Origin of the sequence: Clostridium lacusfryxellense, from assembly GCF_018861735.1 — a bacterium.
In the GTDB taxonomy this organism is placed as follows: domain Bacteria; phylum Bacillota; class Clostridia; order Clostridiales; family Clostridiaceae; genus Clostridium_AD; species Clostridium_AD lacusfryxellense.
The window spans coordinates 47410-66875 of record NZ_JAHLEB010000020.1 but is presented as its reverse complement, the minus strand read 5'-3'; the positions used below and the strand labels follow the sequence as shown (position 1 = coordinate 66875).

Here is a 19466-nt window from a genome sequence, read left to right as displayed (position 1 = left end):
ATGATTAAAGTTATAAATCTAAATAAAAAATATGGGAATATTGAGGTGCTTAAGAATATATCCTTTGAAATAAAAAAGGGAACAATATATGGATTTTTAGGTCCTAATGGAGCTGGGAAAACTACGACTATGAATATATTATCGGGATTAATTGATTTTAACGGTGGGGAAATATATTTAAATGGAGAAGATTTTAAGAACAATAAACTACAATTATTAAGAAAAGTTGGTTATCTTCCGCAAAATCCAGTGTTTTATAATTATATGAATGCAAGTGAATATTTGCACTTTATTGGTGAAATAGATAGAATGCCCGAGAAAATGATAAGGGAAAGGATTATAGAAATTTTAGACATAGTAAAGTTAAGTGAACATGGCAAGAAAAAGATAGGGTTATATTCAGGTGGTATGAGGCAAAGATTAGGAATAGCAGTTGCTTTATTTAATAAACCAGAAATACTATTTTTAGATGAACCAACATCGGCGCTAGATCCTGAAGGAAGAATGGAAATATTAGAATTTATAAAAGATCTGAGTTATGGGGGAACAACAATATTTATATCTACTCATATTTTAAGTGACGTTGAGAGGATTTGTGATGAGGTAAGTATTTTGGATAAAGGTGAGATACTTTTATCGGATAACCTAGAGAATTTAAAGAATAAGTATATCCAGCCTATATTTGATATAGAGTTTGAAAAAGAATGTGTAGATTTAGATAAAATACTAGACTTTACGTGGGTAGATAAAGTTTTTATAAATAGAAATAAGGCTTCTATCTATGTTAATAACTTAGATGTTGCAAAATCTGAACTATTGAAAGTGCTTATGAAGATTGAAAATTATATTTTATCTTATAATCTTAGAAAAAGTAATCTTGAAGATATTTTTATAAGGATGGTGAATAAAAATGAGAACATTTAAGGCGTATTTTAAAAAAGAAATAATGGAATCAAGTAGACAATACAAATATATAATACTTGCAGTAGGGATTATTGCATTTGCTATTTTAGACCCTTTTATGCTAAAGATACTTCCTAAAATATTAGAAAAACAATCACAAGGTGATTTAAGTTCACTTTTTGTTACTACGCCTATAAGTGCAATTAACAGTTATATCAACCATCTTTTTCAAATTGGAAATTTGTTTATTGTATTCACTGTGGCAAGTACTTTGAGTGATGAGATAAATGGAGAAAAATTAGTGTTTCCATATTCTAAGGGAAGCAAACCATCTTGTATAGTGCTAGCTAAAATAACTCATTATACTATTTTGGTAATTATATTAACATTTGTAGGGTTCTTTACTTGTTATTACTATGGAAACATTTTGTTAGAAGGTGAAAAAGCTAGTTTATCAGGTATAATTAACTCATCTATATTAATGTCAGTGTATTTCTTTTTCAATATTACATTGGTAACACTTTTCAGCAGCTTAGTTAAAAAAAGTGTAACAGCAGGGTTTATAACTCTGATGATAGCTTTTCTAAGTGCTACACTTGCAAATAGCAAAACAATTGGAAATTTTATGCCTTATAAATTAATAGTAGGTGCAAATTTATTTACACTAGAAAACTATTTATTTGCTATCGTATTTTCAATAGTATTTAGCTTGATTTTTATTATATTAACTATCTTTAGGATGAATAAAGTTGAAGTAATTTAGGTATAAACGATAAATGAATGGTATAATTTAAAAATGGATTTAAATAATGAATTTAGAAGATTTTTAGAACTATAGGGGGTGATTTTCATAACAACTAGCATGTTGAAAATTATTGCATGTTTATTTATGTTAATTGACCATTTGGGGGCAGTTCTTTTTCCAGAGGTTATAATCCTAAGGATGGTTGGAAGATTATCATTTCCTATATTCGCTTATTTAATTGCAATGGGGTATTCTAAAACAAATTCGGTTTTTAAATATCTTAATAGGCTGTTGATGTTCGGAGTAATATCTCAAATGCCATTTTCATTAGCTTTTAATAAACAAGCTAGTGTGCACAGCTTGTCTGATTTAATAAATTATTTTTTAGGAAGTCCAATTCCACATCTTAACATTTTTTTTACTTTAGCAATTGGATTATTATCAATACGTGTTTGGGACAAAGGAGATTCTAAACCCTATAAAACAATGGTTATATTAGCATTAGGTATAGCTGCTGAAGCTTTTTATACTGATTATGGCATTTATGGAGTTGCTATGATTCTGGCTTTTTATGTGTTTAGAGACAGCAAAATTAAAACAATATTATCCCAAGTTATTGTATATATATTATTTAATGCATCACAAATATTACTTTATTTGTACGAATCTAAAGGTTTGTCAATAAATTTAGTTTGGTTTATGCAAGTGTTATCACTTTTAGCATTAATTTTTGTATTTAATTATAATGGTAAGAAGGGGAGAGACCTTAGATATATATTTTATGTTTTTTATCCATTACATTTACTAATAATAGGAATAATAAAGATTTTAAATTAAAACAACATGTATAAAATTTACAATAAATATAGGATTGTAAGGTTGAAAAAAAGGAGAATAAAGAATATGAAATTTGAAATAAAAAAATTTAATGAATTAAGTAGCGATGAATTATATGAGATTTTAAAGCTTAGAAGTGAAGTTTTTGTTGTAGAGCAACAATGCATTTATGAGGATTGCGATGGTAAAGACCAAAAATCATATCATCTATTTTCAAAAGAAGATAACGAAATTATTTTTTATTTAAGAATTTTAGAAAAAGATGTTTCCTATGATGAGGTATCAATAGGGAGGGTGTTAGTTTCTAAAAAACATCGTGGTAAAGGTTTAGCAAAACAAATGATGATAGAAGCAATTGGATTTATAGAAAATATCCTAAATGAGAAAGAAGTTAGAATCTCTGCGCAAAAGTATTTATTAAAATTTTATTCAAACCTTAAGTTTGTAAAAGTAAGTGATGTGTATTTAGAAGATGATATTCCACATATTGAAATGTTATATAAGAGTTTATAAAAGCTCTTACTACATTGATGTTTAACTTAAAAAGCTATATCTACTTGCAGATATAGCTTTTTAGGTTGAACATCTTATTCATTATTGTTTAGAAGGTAATTCATCTAGGCTTTTTAGCACGTAGCCTTGATTCTCCCACTCTGTAATTACATCATCTAATATTTCAGCATTGGTTTTTGACACTGCATGTAGTAGCATAATTCCGCCGTTATGAGTTCTTTGCATAATTTTCTTTTTTGCAGTTTCGTGGGAGGGTTGATTATCTTTAAGCCAATCCATGTACGCGAAACTCCAGAATATGGTTTTATATCCTAGGTTTTTAGTATAGTATAGTGATAATTCACTATATTTGCCCATTGGAGGTCTAAAATACTTAGCTATCTTTTGATGCGTAACATTTTCAAATGCTTCTTCTACATCAGATAATTCCTTGCTAAATTTTGCTTCATCTTGTATAGACGCCATAGAAGGATGATGGTTACTATGGTTACAAACTAAATGCCCTTCGGCAACCATTCTTTTAATTAAGTCTGGGCTAGATGTGATATAGGGTTTTACAACAAAAAATGCTGCCTTCACATTATGCTTTTTTAAAATATCTAATATCGGAGTTGTATATCCCGCCTCGTAACCCTCATCAAAAGTTAGATATAATACTTTTTTTGATGTATCACCTAAATGATAACAATCATACTTTGACATAAGGTTACCTGTCTCTTTGGGCCCATCTGGTGGAGTATTATCGTTTTTAGGTTGGAAATACCAACTATATTCTTTAGTATTTAATCCATTATGAAGCTCATTATTACTAAAGACATTTCTAAATAAATTTAATGTGCTGGTAAAAGTCTTATTATTATACTCATTACGAAACTTGGTATAATGTTTATTTGATTCGCAAAGTAAATAACTATTTAATTCTTTACTATAAGAAATAGTTGGTATACAGCTAATTACAATAGTTGAAGCAATAACAATACTTAATATCTTTAAATTCACAATAATCACCTCTAATATATTTTATTTAGATAAATAATTAAAATAATATATAACATAGTATGCTCAGTAAATGTATATAGATATTCATAAATTAAAGAGTACGACAATGGTAATTATATATATATTTTTATAAAAATTTTACTTTGAGGTTAATATTATTGTATACTATTAGTATGTCCACAGTGGAGGTAATTAAATGAAGTTAAGTTTAGAACAACAAAAGATGATTCATGATAAACCCTCGAGATATAGCTTGATTAAAGGCATTAAGGGTTCCGGAAAAACATCAGCAGCAATTTATAGAAGTCTTTATCTTAAAAATCACTATTGCTTATATGAAGAGGATAAAGTACTAATGTTGACGTCGAAGGATGAAGATATAAAATATATTGAAAAAATATATAATGTAGCACAAGAAGAAACAAGGCTTGAATATTTGAGTCTGTTTTCCAATAAAGAAAGAAAATTTCATGTGTTTACCTTAGAAAACATATTACATAGATATTTCTTAGGTTATAAAAATAAACATAAATTAAATGATGTATTAACAATAGAAAATGATAAAAAAGATAGCATAATGAAAGAGTGTATATTAAAGATCAAAAACACATATCCAAGTCTAAGAATATTAAAAACTGATTACTCTCAATTTTTCCTAGATGAGATTAAGTGGATAAAAAGCTGTAATTACATAAAAGCCGAGTTCTATTTGCAAGTAAATAGAACAGGGAGGAAATGTGAAAAGGGTCAAGGGCCTCAAAGAATTCTTAAAAGTTCTAGCGCTAGGAAAGCGATATTTGAGCTTATGCTTTTGTATAATAAGAAACTTATAGCAAAGAATTTAGTTGATAATGAAGATGTTAACCTATATGCATTGAAAATGGCTGAGTCGATTAAAGTTGGAAAATATTCTCATATTATAATTGATAAAGCAAATAATTTAACTAAGGTTCAGTTAGAGTTTATCAATGTATTATATAATCAAAAGCCTTATTCTAGCATGATGTTTCTAATTGATGCTCAAAAATCTCATAAAACTAATTCATGGATGATAAGAGGTAATAGAGTTAATTCTAAACCAATAGGTCAAAAGGCAAAGTCCTACATATTCAAAATGAATTATGAAATACAAGAAAAGAAACAAGAAAAATATGAAGAAATTATTACTGAAAAAATTGATATTAATTCATTGGAGAACTTTCAGTATTGTGATATAAGACATAACAGACAATATGATTTTATGAGGGATTATAGTAGGATATCAGATATTATAGTAAATGATCAAAATGGTGAATATGAGTATATAAATGAGGAATTGTTAGAAGTACCAGTATATAGTGATATCGCAGCAGGTGAACCTATACTTATTAATTCTGAAGTAGAAGGTAGGTTTTACATTCCAAGATATTGGTTAAAAGGAGTAAAAAATCCTTTTATATTAAAGGTTAAAGGTGACAGTATGATTGGAGCAAACATTGATGATGGAGATTATGTAATAATACGGCAGGAACAGTCGGCGAACAATAAAGATATTGTTGCAGTTGACATAGGTGGAAATGCTACTTTAAAAAGACTATCTATAAGTAGTGACAAAATACTACTAATGCCAGAAAATGAAAAATACAAACCGATTGTAGTAGATAGTGAGGATACATTCATTATTGGTACAGCTATAGGAATCATTAAGCACAAAAATTAATTTTTTAGAAGGAGATTGGCAAAACTATGAAGATTTTTTTTATTTCTGACATACATGGTTCTTTATTTTTTTTGAAGAAGGCATTGGAGCGTTATAAAGAAGAAAAGGCTAAATATATAGTGGTTTTAGGAGATGTTTTATATCATGGTCCAAGAAACCCATTGCCACGTGATTATAATCCAGATGCAGTGGCAAGCCTTTTGAATGAATATAAAGATAAGATAATTGCTGTTAGAGGAAACTGTGATAGTGAGGTAGATCAAATTATAATAGAATATCCTATGATGTCTGATTATTCAATAATGTTATGTAATGATAGAAGGTTGTTTTTGACCCATGGACATATATATAACGAGAAGAACTTACCGAATTTAGGCCAAGATGATGTTTTAATTTATGGACACACACATATTCCAGTAGCTAAAAAACAAAATAATATATTTATTTTAAATCCAGGCTCAATATCACTGCCTAGAGAAAATATTCCTAATTCATATGCAGTGTTACAAGATAATTCATTTCAAATAAAGGACTTAGATGGCAATGTTATAAAAGAGATAAAACTCTAAAAAAATAATACCGCAAGATATCCTGCGGTATTATTTCCCTATTTCTTTAGAAAAAAACTAAACTTGTCCTTTTTTGTAGTTGTGATAGATAGATTACGTTTATGAAGTATATTATTATATTCTTCAATTTGTCCATCACATATGTTAGCATACTCAGTATTACCATCTTTTACCCAGCCCATAAATACATAAGCATGTGAAGGTACGCCTGTCTTTCCTGGCATATCTGTAGTGAAACATATATCACCCTTTTGTAATTTAGTTGCATCCGTATTCTTCTTCCAATCCATAGAAGTTAAAGAGTCCATCAATTGCTTAACAGTTGAAGTGTTTGCATTAATAGCGACATCATTAGTTCTTAAAATTTCTGATAAAAGATGTACAGTAAGACCATTTTGACTTCCGTTATTTAATTTAATTGATTTTTCAAGAATGGTAGTTCTATTTGCTTCTATATTTAAATATTCAAAGATTTTAGTTGAGGTTGTTATAATAGGATCAGCTACCTTTGCTTTAGTTTGAGTACTGTCTGTTAAAGTTTTTGTAACAGGTTTGGTTGCCGCTGCTTCTGTTTTAGGTTTCATAAAGGATGTATTCATTACAATTGAAAAAATAATTATAGAAACTATTACTAATCCAAGGCCTAAAACTACTACATTATTCCTAAATTCATTTTTGTCTGCAAGCTCGTGCATTTCTTTTATGTATTTTTTACTTTCGTTATCCGAGTTTAACTTGGTAGTTCCAGTATGCTTTGATTTAGATGCGTTTTTCAATGTATTATCTTTATTAGAATACAATTTATCTATAAGTTCACTATTTTCCTTACTTTCCTTACTTTCCTTATTTAATAATTCATCTTTATTCATATTTCTCTGCTTTCGAATATAGGTAGCAATATTGGTATTAAACCTATATTTTATGCAGCACCTCCCTTTAATTTGTATTGATTATATTAAATTTTAATCATTTTCAAAACCGACAAAGTTTGCTCAATAATTTATATCACCCACTTTTTTACACTGTTATTGTATCATATGAAAAGGCACTTGTGTGATAATAAAGAAATATTTGTAGGAATTTAAAATAATTTAAAATAATATAAAACATATTACATTATTTGAGAGAATAGTAATGTAACCAAAGCTGATGGCAACATAGGGTATTGTTTAACTCAATACTGTAGTATAATATATTTAATTATTAATAATGATAAGTGAGGGATTGAAAATGTCTGTAAAAATAGTAACTGATAGTACCTCATATATAAGCGATGGGATAAAAGAAAAGTATGATATTTCTTTAGTTTCATTGAGTGTTATGTTTAAAAAAGAGGAATTTAAAGAAATTAATATTGAAAATGAAAGTTTCTATAAAAAATTGGACGAAAGCTTAACTATTCCTACTTCATCACAACCGTCTCTCCAAGAAATGTACAATATATTAGAAAAGCATGTAAGGAATAATAATGAAGTCGTTGGTATTTTTATTTCTTCAGATATGAGTGGAACTTATTCAAATGCTTGCCTTGCAAAAAATATGATTTTAGAAAGTTTTCCAAATGCATTAATTGAAATTATAGACTCAAGAGCTAATTGTATGCAACTAGGGTATGCGGCAATAACGGCAGCGAAGGCAGCAGAGCAAGGTAAATCAATACATGAAGTGGTAAGTATAACACAAGACAATATAAAAAGGAGTAGATTCCTGTTTGTACCGGATACTTTAGAGTATTTAAAAAAAGGTGGTAGAATAGGTGGTGCAAGTGCACTACTAGGTAATATTTTTCAAATTAAACCTATCCTTACTGTATCAAATGGAAAAACAGAGTTATATAAGAAAGTAAGGACTAAAAAACGTGCTTTACAAACTATGACAAGTAAATTTATTGAAGATATAACTAACCACGGTTTAGGAGAAGTAGTGGTTCATCACATAAGTGATGTTGAAGGAGCCCTTGATTTTGCTAAAACAATTGAAGAATGTATAGGTCGAAAAGTTGATATAGCTCCAATTGGGCCTGTTATTGGAACTCATGTCGGGCCTGGGGCATTAGGTATTGTATATTACACCCAGACGGATTTGTAGAAAATATGAAACATAATTAGTAAACTATGTTTCATAATGCTATTAGTTGTACGTTATATTTAATATAGTTAATGTTTTTATCAAATTTTCAAGGTGGTAGTTAAATACTACGTCTATATCATTACTACTGTACGGTTGATAATGTAGTGAATAATCAAATAATTCATTTATTTTAATGCAATTACTATAACTTAAATGACAATTAAACGCAGACTGGGATAAAATTAAAGAACTTAGTATTGTAAGGTGGTTGTAAGAACTTCTTGAAGAATCTATAATTTTGTTGATTTTAAGTATAGCTTTATCCTGCATATCAGTTTTATGGAGTTCATTAAGGTATGAGTCAAGCGATTTTTCTAAGTTTGATATTTGTGTATTTAAATTTAATATGTTGATTTCTGTATTATAATTGATAATATCCTTTGTTATATCAAATATATTACTTACTAGAACCTTTGCTTCCTTGTGTAAATCTTCTAAATAATTAGGATAGAAAATGAGGTAGTTTACTAGAACTGAAACTACTATCCCTACAAAAGTTTCAATAACCCTATTAAAACTATAGAGTAGAGGTGACCCTTCGTTAAGATTCAACATGATAGCCAAAAAAACTATACATGCAATACTAATAGAATTTTTACGTTTAAATAAATTTAAGAAATAAATTATAAGGATTATTCCAAAACTGGTAAGAAATATATTGTTAGGGCTTATAAGTGTAAAGATTAAGCCGCAAAGAGCTCCTATAATAGTGCCAATCATTCTGTTTTTACCAATAGTAAAAGAATGATGTATAGCGCTTTGCATTGTTATAACCGTAGCTATACATGCATAAAATGGAATCGTATTATTAAAAACTTTTGATATAGCTATACATAAAAAAACTGAAATTGCAGTTTTAATATTTCTCATTCCTATCTTTTTCAAAGAATTACTCCCTTCGGTAAATATTGGTTAGTAAATTAAAAGTACTAATGATAATGAAAAGTTTTAGTAGATATAAATAATAAGTTTACCTTATTACGAAAGATTCTACAACTTTTTATAAAATGTAGGACTATTATCTATAATTAAATCATAAAAAATATGATATTAAACATTTTAAACGATGTTATGTATAATTATGCACAGAAAGTTTATAAGTTTGTATAATTATACATTGACAAATCTAAAAATTTAACTTAGAATAAAGAGAATAAAAAAAATATGAATAAAAAAGTACACTTTTAAGTTAGTCCTGTGAGGCTAGGAAGGAGTAGAGATAATTATGGTATGTGTGTTTTGTTTTGCCAATTTCGAATTTAATAGTAATAAATGTAATACAGTTATTAGTTTAGACAATAAAACTGTAGGTATGTTTTTTAGTTCATTAATAAATGTTGTGAACATATTAAGAAGGATAATAGACTGATTATTTTGATAATCACTCTATTATCTTTATTAATATATTAGGGGAATAGATACTTTTGTTTAATCTAAGGAGGATTTAATATGAAAGGTAAGTTGATTTTAGAGAATGGGATAATATTTGAAGGTAATCTATTTGGTTATTTAGAGGAAAGCGTTGGAGAAGTGGTTTTTAATACAGGAATGACTGGGTATGAAGAAATTTTAACTGATCCATCTTATTATGGGCAGATAGTTACAATGACATACCCGCTTATTGGAAATTACGGGATTAATTTAGAAGATGTAGAGTCAAAATCGCCTAAGGTTAAAGGTTTCATTGTTAGAGAAAAATGTGATTACCCTAATAACTTTAGGTGTGAAATGGATCTTGAGGGATATTTAAAGCAAAATAAAATAATAGGGCTAGAAGGAATAGACACAAGGGCATTAACTAAAATACTTAGAAATAATGGTACTATGAAAGGTATTATTGCGACTGATGAACTTACAAAAACTCAAATAGAGGAAAAGCTAGCACAGTTTAATAATAATGATGCAGTTATGAATGTTACTCCAAAAGAGAGTTACACAATTGAAGGTACTGGGGAACATATAGCTATTATAGATTTCGGAATAAAACAGAATATAATTCGTTCGTTTGTTCAGAGAAATTGCAAGCTAACAGTCTTTCCAGCAAATGTTAAATCAAAAGAAATATTAAAGGTTAACCCAGATTTAATATTTTTATCAAATGGTCCAGGTGATCCAAATGATTTACAAGATGTAATAATTATGATTAAAGAAATTATAGGTAAAAAACCTATTGTTGGGATTTGCCTAGGACATCAGCTTTTAGCATTAGCACTCGGTGGGGAAACTGCAAAGCTTAAGTTTGGTCATAGAGGTTGTAATCATCCAGTTAAAGATATAGAAGAAAATAAAGTCTATATAACATCTCAAAACCATGGATATTATGTAAGTAAACTTCCACAAGATATGGTAGTTACTCACGTCAGTGTTAATGATGAAACAATAGAAGGTATGAGGCATAAAAACCTTCCGATATTTAGCGTGCAATTCCATCCAGAGGCTTGTCCAGGACCTAAGGATATAGATGTGATTTTTGATAAGTTTCTTTCTATAATATAGTTATAGGAGTAAAAATAAAATTTAAATGTTCATGACATCAAATGAAATTAACCGAAATTACACAGGGGGTCTTCATATGCCATTAGATAAAAAAATTAAAAAAGTACTTGTAATTGGATCAGGTCCAATAATAATAGGTCAAGCAGCAGAATTTGATTATTCAGGAACACAGGCTTGCCAAGCATTAAAAGAGGAAGGCGTAGAAGTAGTTCTTGTAAATAGTAATCCAGCAACAATAATGACAGATAAAGAGGTTGCTGACAAAGTTTATATAGAGCCACTAACTATAGAATTTTTGGAAAAGGTTATTAAAAAGGAGAGTCCAGATAGTTTACTTGCTGGTATGGGTGGTCAAACAGGACTTAATTTGGCTGTGGAACTATTTGATAATGGAATTTTAGAAAAATATAATGTGAGAGTTATTGGAACATCTATAGAAGCCATAAAAAAAGGCGAAGACAGAGAGCTTTTTAGGAATCTTATGCTGGAAATTAAACAACCAGTTGTTGAAAGCACAATTGCAACTGATATATCAGAAGGAGTTAGGTTTGCAAGTGAGATAGGTTACCCAGTAATTGTAAGACCAGCATACACTATGGGCGGAAGCGGCGGTGGAATCGCAGAGTCTGAGGAGGAGCTAATTGAAATCCTAGAACTAGGATTGGAATTAAGTTCTATAGGGCAAGTACTATTAGAAAAGTCGATTAAAGGATGGAAAGAAATAGAATATGAAGTAATGAGAGATAGCAATGGCAATTGCATTACAATATGTAATATGGAAAATGTAGATCCTGTTGGGATACATACTGGTGATAGTATAGTTGTAGCCCCAAGTCAAACTCTCTCGGATAAAGAATATCAAATGCTTAGAAGCGCATCTATAGATATTATAAATAGTGTAGGAATAGAGGGTGGTTGCAATGTACAACTTGCCCTTGATCCTAAAAGCTTTGAGTATGCAGTTATTGAAATTAATCCAAGGGTAAGCAGATCATCAGCGCTGGCTTCAAAAGCTACAGGATATCCAATAGCGAAAGTAGCAACAAAAATTGCTCTTGGATATGCACTCGATGAAATAAAAAATGCGGTAACACAAAAAACATATGCTTGTTTTGAACCATCTCTCGATTATGTAGTTGTTAAAATTCCTAGGTGGCCTTTTGATAAGTTTGACAGGGCAAATAGAGTTTTAGGTACAAAGATGATGGCGACAGGTGAAATAATGGCAATTGGAAGCAATTTTGAAGCTGCCCTATTAAAAGGAATTAGATCTTTAGAAATTGGACAGTATTCATTACAATATAACGGATTAGAACAAAAGGATTTAAAAGAATTAAAAGAAAGAGTAATGAATCCCGATGATGAGAGGATATTCTATTTAGCTGAAATGTTAAGACGCGATTATAGGGTTGAAATGGTGTCAGAGATTACAGGTATAGATAATTTCTTTGTAAATAAGATTAAATGGATTGTAGATGAAGAGGAAAAGATTAAAGCTTCTTCACTTAAGGAAATGAATAAAGAGTGGTTACTAATACTTAAGAAAAAGGGATTTTCGGATAAAGGAATTGCAGATTTACTTGGCACATCGCCAAATAAGATTTACGAACTTAGAAATACGTGGAATATTAAACCTGTATATAAGATGGTGGATACATGTGGAGGAGAATTTGAAGCATTATCACCGTATTATTTTTCAACCTACGACGAATATGATGAGGTTGAGGTAAGTAGTAGAAGGAAGGTTATGGTAATAGGTTCGGGCCCTATAAGGATAGGACAGGGGATTGAGTTTGATTATGCATCGGTTCATAGTGTAATTGCTCTTAAAAAGTTAGGCATTGAAACTATTATAGTAAATAATAATCCTGAAACCGTAAGTACTGATTTTAATATATCAGATAAGTTGTATTTTGAACCGTTAACAGAAGAAGAAGTATTTAATATTGTTGAAAAAGAAAAACCAGATGGTGTAATACTTCAATTTGGAGGTCAAACTGCTATCAAACTTGCTAAATTCTTAAGTGAAAAAAATATATCTGTATATGGAACTAAACCAGAGCAGATAGATGCAGCAGAAGATAGAGAAAAATTTGATGCACTGCTTGAAAAGTTAGATATAAATAGACCTAAAGGAAAGGCTGTTTGGAACTTAAAAGAGGGATTAGAAGAGGCTGAAAAAATAGGTTATCCTGTTTTAGTAAGACCATCTTATGTATTAGGTGGACAGGGAATGGAAATAACTTATGAAGAAAACGAATTAAAACATTATTTAAAGCATGCATTTAAAAAGGATAAAAAAAATCCAGTCTTAATAGATAGATATTTATTAGGTAGAGAAATAGAAGTTGATGCTATTTGTGATGGTGAGGAAATACTAATACCAGGTATTATGGAACATCTAGAGAGAGCAGGAGTCCATTCAGGAGATAGTATTACAATATATCCAAGTCAAAATATATCAAATGCCATAAAAAATAAAATATTAGAATACACTAAGAAAATTGCAATAGGACTTGAAGTTATTGGTATGGTTAATATCCAGTTTATAGAATTTAAAGATGAACTATACATTATAGAAGTTAATCCAAGGGCTAGTCGTACAGTCCCATATATTAGTAAAGTTAGTAATGTTCCAATAGTAGAACTTGCAACAAGAGTTATGCTAGGAGAAAAACTTGCGGATTTCGGGTATGGAACTGGAGTTTATAAGGAACCAAAATTAGTTTCGGTTAAGGTTCCGGTATTTTCAACACAAAAACTTCCTGAGGTAGAAGTGTGCCTAGGACCCGAGATGAGATCCACTGGAGAAGTTTTAGGGATAGGAAGAACCTTCGAAGAGGCTTTATATAAAGGATTCGTTGGCTCAGGTATGAAGGTTAAAAAGGAGAAAGGTGTTATCCTAGCTACAATAAATTCTCAAGATTATAAAGAGTTCTTATATATTGCAAAGGGGTTTAGTGAACTTAATTATAAATTTATAGCAACCAGCGGTACTGCTAAATTATTAAAGGACAATGGTATTGATGCTGTAGAGGTGAAAAAAATTACTGAAGGAACACCTAATATAATAGATGTTATAAAAAGTAGAAAGATTGATTTGGTAATAAATACACCTACAAAAGGAAATGATTCTAAAACTGATGGTTTTAGAATCAGAAGAACAGCTATCGAGAGCTCGCTTGGAGTTATAACATCACTTGATACAGCAAAGGCGTTAGTAGATATTATGAAGAAAAATATTGACGGAGAAAATTTAGAAGTATTTAATATTGCAGATTAATTTCTCTTGCAAAAATGCTAAATAAAATTAAAGGCATTCTTAGTTTAATATAAGCTAAGGATGTCTTTTGTTTTATTATTGCTGAAAAAAGTCAAAATAAATTAGGTTAGCATTGATTTGTATGTCTTCATGCATAAACATTGTATAAAATGAATAGGTGATTATAAAAAAAGCATTGCATTATTATAAAAAGTAATATATAATAGATTAAAGAAAGCCAGTTAAACCAATAATAAAAGCAAGTAAATAAAATAATCAAAAATATTAAAAAAAGTTTTATAATATGCATATAAATGTATAAATATTCATAAGCTTATTATATCATTAAGGGGGAGCGGTTAAATTGAAAAAAAGTGTGGCAATTATATTAACTATTACTATGGCAGGTGTATTATTTGTAGGGTGTGGCAAAAAAACAGAAAGTTCTAATTCACTTCAAGCAGTTCAAAAGGCGGGTAAATTAACAATAGGATTAGACGATTCTTATCCTCCAATGGAATTTAGAGATTCAAACGATAAGTTAGTTGGGTTTGATATAGATTTGGGAGATGCAGTAGCGAAAAAAATGGGTGTGAAGTCAGAATATATTACTAATGATTTTAATGGAATGGTTTTAGCTCTTGGGTCATCAAAATTTAATGTTATAATTTCAGCTATGAGTATTACAGATGATAGAAAGAAAAGTATAAATTTTTCAGATTCTTATGTAATGGGTGGTCAAGTTGCTATTATAAAACAAGGAAATACGAAAATAAATAAAATAGATGATTTAAAAGGTAAAACAGTAGCTTGTCAGCTAGGTTCTACAGGAGATACAGCAGCAACAGCGATGAAGGGTCTAAAGGAAGTCAAAAAGTATGACAAAATTACAGATGCGTATCAGGACTTATCAATTGGAAGAGTAGATGCAGTAGTTCTGGATGCACAAGTTGGCCAATATTATGTAGCTAAGAAGCCGGGTGAATATAAGGTTTTAGATGAACAAATTAGTCAAGAACCTATTGGAATTGGATTTAAAAAACAAGATAAGGAATTGCAAGTAGCTGTTCAAAAAGCTATTGATGAACTAAAAGCCGATGGAACCCTTTCTAAGCTTTCTCAAAAATGGTTCGGATTTGACGCATATAAGAAATAGATATTAATAATTGTTATTTGGACTATAAGAATATTAGATAGATAGTAATTAATAATTAATTACTATCTATCACAGAGAATAACTAGGAGGACAAGAATGGATATAGGTATTTTAAAAGAAATGTTTCCTGTGTTATTACAAGGAAGTTTACTTACAATTGAACTAACTATAATATCAGTAGTACTCGGAACTTTAATAGGGATAGTTACAGCATTACTGAAATTATCTAAAAATAAATTGATGGTTGGTTTAGCGGGATTTTACACCTGGATATTCAGGGGAACACCAATGCTTCTTCAATTAATTGCTTTGTATTACGTGTTACCATTTGTAGGTATACTGCTTTCACCTTTTCAAACTGCAATAATAGGCCTTAGTTTAAATTCAGGAGCATATATGGCAGAGATAATAAGAGGTGGAATACTTTCAGTAGATAGAGGTCAGTTTGAAGCCTGCAAGTCATTAGGTTTCACATATTTTGATACTATGAAAAGAGTTGTACTACCCCAAACCTTTAAAATAATAATTCCGTCAGTTGGTAATGAGTTTATAACAATGCTTAAGGACACATCATTAGTATCAACCATTACTATGTCGGAAGTTATGAGAAAAGCACAAATTCTATCTGCATCAACCTTTAGACCAATGGAAGCTTTTTTTATAGCAGGATGTTTGTATCTTTTAATGACAACAATTTTCACTACAGTTTTTTCATATTATGAAAAAAAACTGTCAGTATATTAGCAGAGGTGATTCAGAATGTATATGATAGAAACTAAAAATTTAACTAAAAGATTTGGTAGCCTAACAGTATTTGAAGATTTAAATGTAACTGTTAAAAAGGGAGAGGTACTAGTTATAATTGGGCCTTCGGGTTCGGGAAAGAGTACATTCTTAAGGTGTCTAAATCACCTTGAGGTGCCTAATATGGGAGAGGTTTTCATTGAAGGAGAAAAACTTGACGCTAAAAACAAAAAGCATATGCGAACTACAATTGAAAAAGTAGGAATGGTATTTCAAAACTTTAATCTATTCCATCATATGACGGTAATGCAAAATGTTATTGAGGCTCCAATTACAGTTAAACATGAAAATAGAGAAGAAGTATTAAAGAGAGCTGAGATAATTATTGAGAAGGTAGGTCTAAGTGAAAAGGTTGATGATTACCCGTCAAAGTTATCAGGTGGACAAAAGCAAAGAGTAGCTATAGCAAGGTCACTAGCTATGAGGCCAGATATAATGTTATTTGATGAACCCACATCTTCTTTAGATCCAGAACTAGTTGGAGAAGTTTTAGGAGTAATGAAAGATCTTGCAAGAGAAGGTATGACAATGGTAGTTGTAACTCATGAAATGGGATTTGCAAAGGAAGTAGCAGACAGAGTGATTTTCATGGATGGTGGAAAAATAGTAGAAGAGGGAACACCTCAAGAATTTTTTGAAAATCCTAAAGAAAAGCGGACTAAGGAATTCTTGAATAAGATATTTTAGGGTAAAAGCAATTTAATTAATAATAACTAAAGTAAAATAAAACAAATTTGAAAGGGGAAATTAAAATGAAAGAAAAAGTAGTTTTAGCATATTCAGGAGGATTAGATACTTCTATTATAATAGCTTGGCTTAAGGAAAACTATGATATGGATGTTGTAGCAGCGTGTATTAATGTTGGACAAGAAGATGATATGACGGCAATAGAGAAAAAGGCTATGAGTTCTGGCGCAGTTAAAATATATATTGAGAACCTAACAGCTGAATTCATCAAAGATTATGTATTTAAAGGTGTTAAAGCAAATGCTACATATGAAGGAAAGTATTTATTAGGTACAGCTTATGCAAGACCATTAATTGCTAAAAAACTTGTGGAAATTGCACATAAAGAAGGGGCAAAATATATATGCCACGGATGTACTGGTAAAGGAAATGATCAGGTTAGATTTGAAGTTGCAATAGCAGCTATTGATCCATCTATTAAGATCATTGCTCCTTGGAGAATCTGGGATATACAATCAAGAGAAGATGCTATAGATTATGCTAATGCTAGAGGAATAGAAATAACTGTTACTAAAGAAAAAATATATTCAGTTGATCAAAATTTATGGCATGCAAGTCATGAAGGCGGAGATATTGAAGATTTTAAAAATGATCACAAAAGAGAAATGTACCTAATGGTTACACCTCCAGAACAAGCTCCAGATGAACCTACTCTTGTAGATATATATTTTGAAAAGGGTATTGCTACAAAAGTTAACGGAGTTGAACTTGAACCAATAGATATCGTTAAGATATTAAATAAAATTGGTGGAGAAAATGGTATAGGTGTAGTTGATTTAGTAGAGAATAGACTTGTTGGAATGAAATCAAGAGGAATATATGAAACACCTGGTGGTACTGTTCTTTATGCAGCTCATAAGGAACTAGAGGAAATCACTATAGATAAAGATACACTTCACTTTAAATATTCAATATCACAGAAATATGGAGAATTAGTTTATGATGGACTTTGGTTTACTACAATGAGAGAAGCTCTTGATGCATTTGTAGATGCGACTCAAGAAACTGTTACAGGATCAGTTACATTGAAACTATATAAAGGAAATATTATGGTAGCGAGTAAAGAATCACCTAATGCACTATACGATGCAAGTATATCTTCATTTGGAGCAAGTGTATTATATGATCATAAGGATGCAGAAGGGTTTATTAACTTATTCTCATTACCAAGTAAAATTAAAGCTTATAAACATTTAAATAATTTCAAATAAAATTACAAAATATACAGAAAGTAAAGCAGGTGTTAATATGAAACTTTGGGGTGGAAGATTTATTGATAAAGAAAGTAAGCTTATGGAGGACTTTAATAGTTCTCTAAGCTTTGATAAAAGGTTATATTATGAAGATATTATTGGTAGTATTGCTCATGTTAAAATGCTTTCTAAATGTAGTATTTTAACAAATGATGAAAGTATAACTATTGTTAATGGTCTAAATTCTATTTTATCAGATATTCAAGAAGGTAAACTTATAATTGAAGGCGACTATGAAGATATACACAGTTTTATGGAGATACAACTTACAAAACTAGTGGGTGATGTAGGTAAAAAACTTCATACAGCGAGGAGTAGAAATGATCAAGTTGCAGTTGATATGAGGTTATATTCAAAACGTAAGGCTGGCGAGGTTATTGATAATTTAGATGATATTTTAAATACTATTATTAAATTAGGAAATGACAATGCATTTATTATGCCAGGATATACACATATGCAAAGAGCCCAGGTAGTTACATTTAAGCAACATATAATGGCATATTACAATATGCTTAGTCGTGATAAGAAAAGGCTTTTGAGTGCTAGCGAAATTATGGATGAAAACCCTCTTGGATGTTGTGCACTTGCTGGAACAACTTATGATACTGATAGAGGATTTACAACTACAGAACTAGGGTTTAAAAAACCTGTTGATAATTTTATGGATGGTGTAAGTGATAGAGATTACTTATTAGAACTACTATCAGGTTTTTCTATAATAATGATGCATTTAAGTAGATTAAGTGAAGAATTTATTTTATGGAGTACAAAAGAGTTTGATTTTATTGAAATTAGCGATCAATTTTCTACTGGTAGTAGCATAATGCCACAGAAAAGAAATCCAGATGCTGCAGAATTAATAAGAGGGAAAACTGGAAGAGTATACGGAGACTTAATGGGCCTTCTTACTACTATGAAGGGAATACCACTTGCTTATAATAAAGATATGCAAGAAGATAAAGAACCCTTTTTTGACGCAGTTGACACAGTTTTAAGCTGCATAAAGGTTATGAATGAAATGTTAAGATCTTTAAAAGTAAAAAAAGATAATATGCGAGCTGCAGTTAAAAGAGGATTTTTAAATGCTACAGAAGCTGCAGATTACCTTGTGAAAAATGGAATGGCATTTAGAGATGCACATGCAGTTATAGGTACTATTGTTATTCACTGTGAGAAAAAACATACTGCCATAGAGGATTTAACCTTAGTAGAACTTAAGGGCTTTAGTGAACTGTTTAATGAGGATGTATATGAATTTATAGACTATGAGAACACTTTAAGTAGGGGTATAAAAAAGGAAATGTAAATAGCACCTAATTTATTGTGAAATAACTCTTAAAACAAAACGCA

General features: G+C 30.0%; 17 protein-coding genes. 14 read left to right on the top strand and 3 right to left on the bottom strand.

The features are described from left to right. From KPL55_RS12985 to KPL55_RS12970, 4 genes are all read left to right on the top strand, one after another. Positions 1 to 924, top strand: a complete 924-nt coding sequence (locus tag KPL55_RS12985) for an ABC transporter ATP-binding protein (protein ID WP_216307158.1) — start codon at positions 1 to 3, stop codon at positions 922 to 924. After that, entirely contained in the window at positions 911 to 1666 is a 756-nt protein-coding gene (locus KPL55_RS12980) for a hypothetical protein (protein WP_216307157.1), read from the top strand. The genes KPL55_RS12985 and KPL55_RS12980 overlap by 14 nt, the downstream gene beginning before the upstream one ends. A gap of 99 nt (positions 1667 to 1765) precedes the next feature. Next, positions 1766 to 2485 (top strand): TraX family protein, encoded by a 720-nt coding sequence (locus KPL55_RS12975; protein ID WP_216307156.1) that lies wholly within the window; start codon positions 1766 to 1768, stop codon positions 2483 to 2485. A 66-nt stretch (positions 2486 to 2551) separates the two neighbouring features. Continuing rightward, positions 2552 to 2998, top strand: coding sequence for a GNAT family N-acetyltransferase (locus KPL55_RS12970; protein ID WP_216307155.1), 447 nt, complete (start codon positions 2552 to 2554; stop codon positions 2996 to 2998). Between the two features lie 81 nt (positions 2999 to 3079). On the opposite strand, the gene pdaA is transcribed toward KPL55_RS12970, so the two are convergent. Continuing rightward, positions 3080 to 3997, bottom strand: coding sequence for a delta-lactam-biosynthetic de-N-acetylase (gene pdaA / locus KPL55_RS12965; RefSeq protein WP_216307154.1), 918 nt, complete (start codon positions 3995 to 3997; stop codon positions 3080 to 3082). Between the two features lie 196 nt (positions 3998 to 4193). Between pdaA and lexA the strand changes: the two genes are divergently transcribed. Both lexA and yfcE read left to right on the top strand, forming a co-directional pair. After that, entirely contained in the window at positions 4194 to 5696 is a 1503-nt protein-coding gene (lexA, locus tag KPL55_RS12960; RefSeq protein WP_216307153.1) for a transcriptional repressor LexA, read from the top strand. A gap of 26 nt (positions 5697 to 5722) precedes the next feature. Beyond that, on the top strand, positions 5723 to 6265 hold the full coding sequence (gene yfcE, locus KPL55_RS12955) for a phosphodiesterase (RefSeq protein ID WP_216307152.1): 543 nt from the start codon (positions 5723 to 5725) through the stop codon (positions 6263 to 6265). Positions 6266 to 6303: 38 nt separating this feature from the next. Here the strand turns inward: yfcE and KPL55_RS12950 are convergent, their stop codons facing one another. Then, positions 6304 to 7134 carry a hypothetical protein gene (locus tag KPL55_RS12950; RefSeq protein ID WP_216307151.1) on the bottom strand — a complete coding sequence of 277 codons (831 nt, stop codon included), beginning with the start codon at positions 7132 to 7134 and terminating at the stop codon, positions 6304 to 6306. A gap of 361 nt (positions 7135 to 7495) precedes the next feature. Here KPL55_RS12950 and KPL55_RS12945 point away from each other — a divergent pair, with 361 nt between their 5' ends. Then, complete coding sequence (locus tag KPL55_RS12945; RefSeq protein WP_216307150.1) at positions 7496 to 8353, top strand: fatty acid kinase binding subunit FakB; 858 nt, start codon at positions 7496 to 7498, stop codon at positions 8351 to 8353. A gap of 42 nt (positions 8354 to 8395) precedes the next feature. On the opposite strand, the gene KPL55_RS12940 is transcribed toward KPL55_RS12945, so the two are convergent. Then, on the bottom strand, positions 8396 to 9280 hold the full coding sequence (locus tag KPL55_RS12940; RefSeq protein ID WP_216307149.1) for an FUSC family protein: 885 nt from the start codon (positions 9278 to 9280) through the stop codon (positions 8396 to 8398). 564 nt (positions 9281 to 9844) lie between these two features. Here KPL55_RS12940 and KPL55_RS12935 point away from each other — a divergent pair. From KPL55_RS12935 to argH, 7 genes are all read left to right on the top strand, one after another. Beyond that, positions 9845 to 10891, top strand: coding sequence for a carbamoyl phosphate synthase small subunit (locus KPL55_RS12935; RefSeq protein WP_216307148.1), 1047 nt, complete (start codon positions 9845 to 9847; stop codon positions 10889 to 10891). Between the two features lie 76 nt (positions 10892 to 10967). Next, on the top strand, positions 10968 to 14174 hold the full coding sequence (gene carB / locus KPL55_RS12930; protein ID WP_216307147.1) for a carbamoyl-phosphate synthase large subunit: 3207 nt from the start codon (positions 10968 to 10970) through the stop codon (positions 14172 to 14174). 343 nt (positions 14175 to 14517) lie between these two features. Next, positions 14518 to 15309 carry an ABC transporter substrate-binding protein gene (locus KPL55_RS12925; RefSeq protein ID WP_216307146.1) on the top strand — a complete coding sequence of 264 codons (792 nt, stop codon included), beginning with the start codon at positions 14518 to 14520 and terminating at the stop codon, positions 15307 to 15309. Between the two features lie 96 nt (positions 15310 to 15405). Continuing rightward, the gene (locus KPL55_RS12920) at positions 15406 to 16053 is read left to right on the top strand and encodes an amino acid ABC transporter permease (RefSeq protein ID WP_216307145.1); all 648 of its coding nucleotides are present in this window, start codon (positions 15406 to 15408) and stop codon (positions 16051 to 16053) included. Positions 16054 to 16068: 15 nt separating this feature from the next. Next, positions 16069 to 16800, top strand: a complete 732-nt coding sequence (locus KPL55_RS12915; protein WP_281418850.1) for an amino acid ABC transporter ATP-binding protein — start codon at positions 16069 to 16071, stop codon at positions 16798 to 16800. Positions 16801 to 16865: 65 nt separating this feature from the next. Beyond that, on the top strand, positions 16866 to 18071 hold the full coding sequence (locus tag KPL55_RS12910; protein WP_216307144.1) for an argininosuccinate synthase: 1206 nt from the start codon (positions 16866 to 16868) through the stop codon (positions 18069 to 18071). A gap of 37 nt (positions 18072 to 18108) precedes the next feature. Then, positions 18109 to 19422, top strand: coding sequence for an argininosuccinate lyase (argH, locus tag KPL55_RS12905; RefSeq protein WP_216307143.1), 1314 nt, complete (start codon positions 18109 to 18111; stop codon positions 19420 to 19422). Positions 19423 to 19466: the final 44 nt, after the last annotated feature.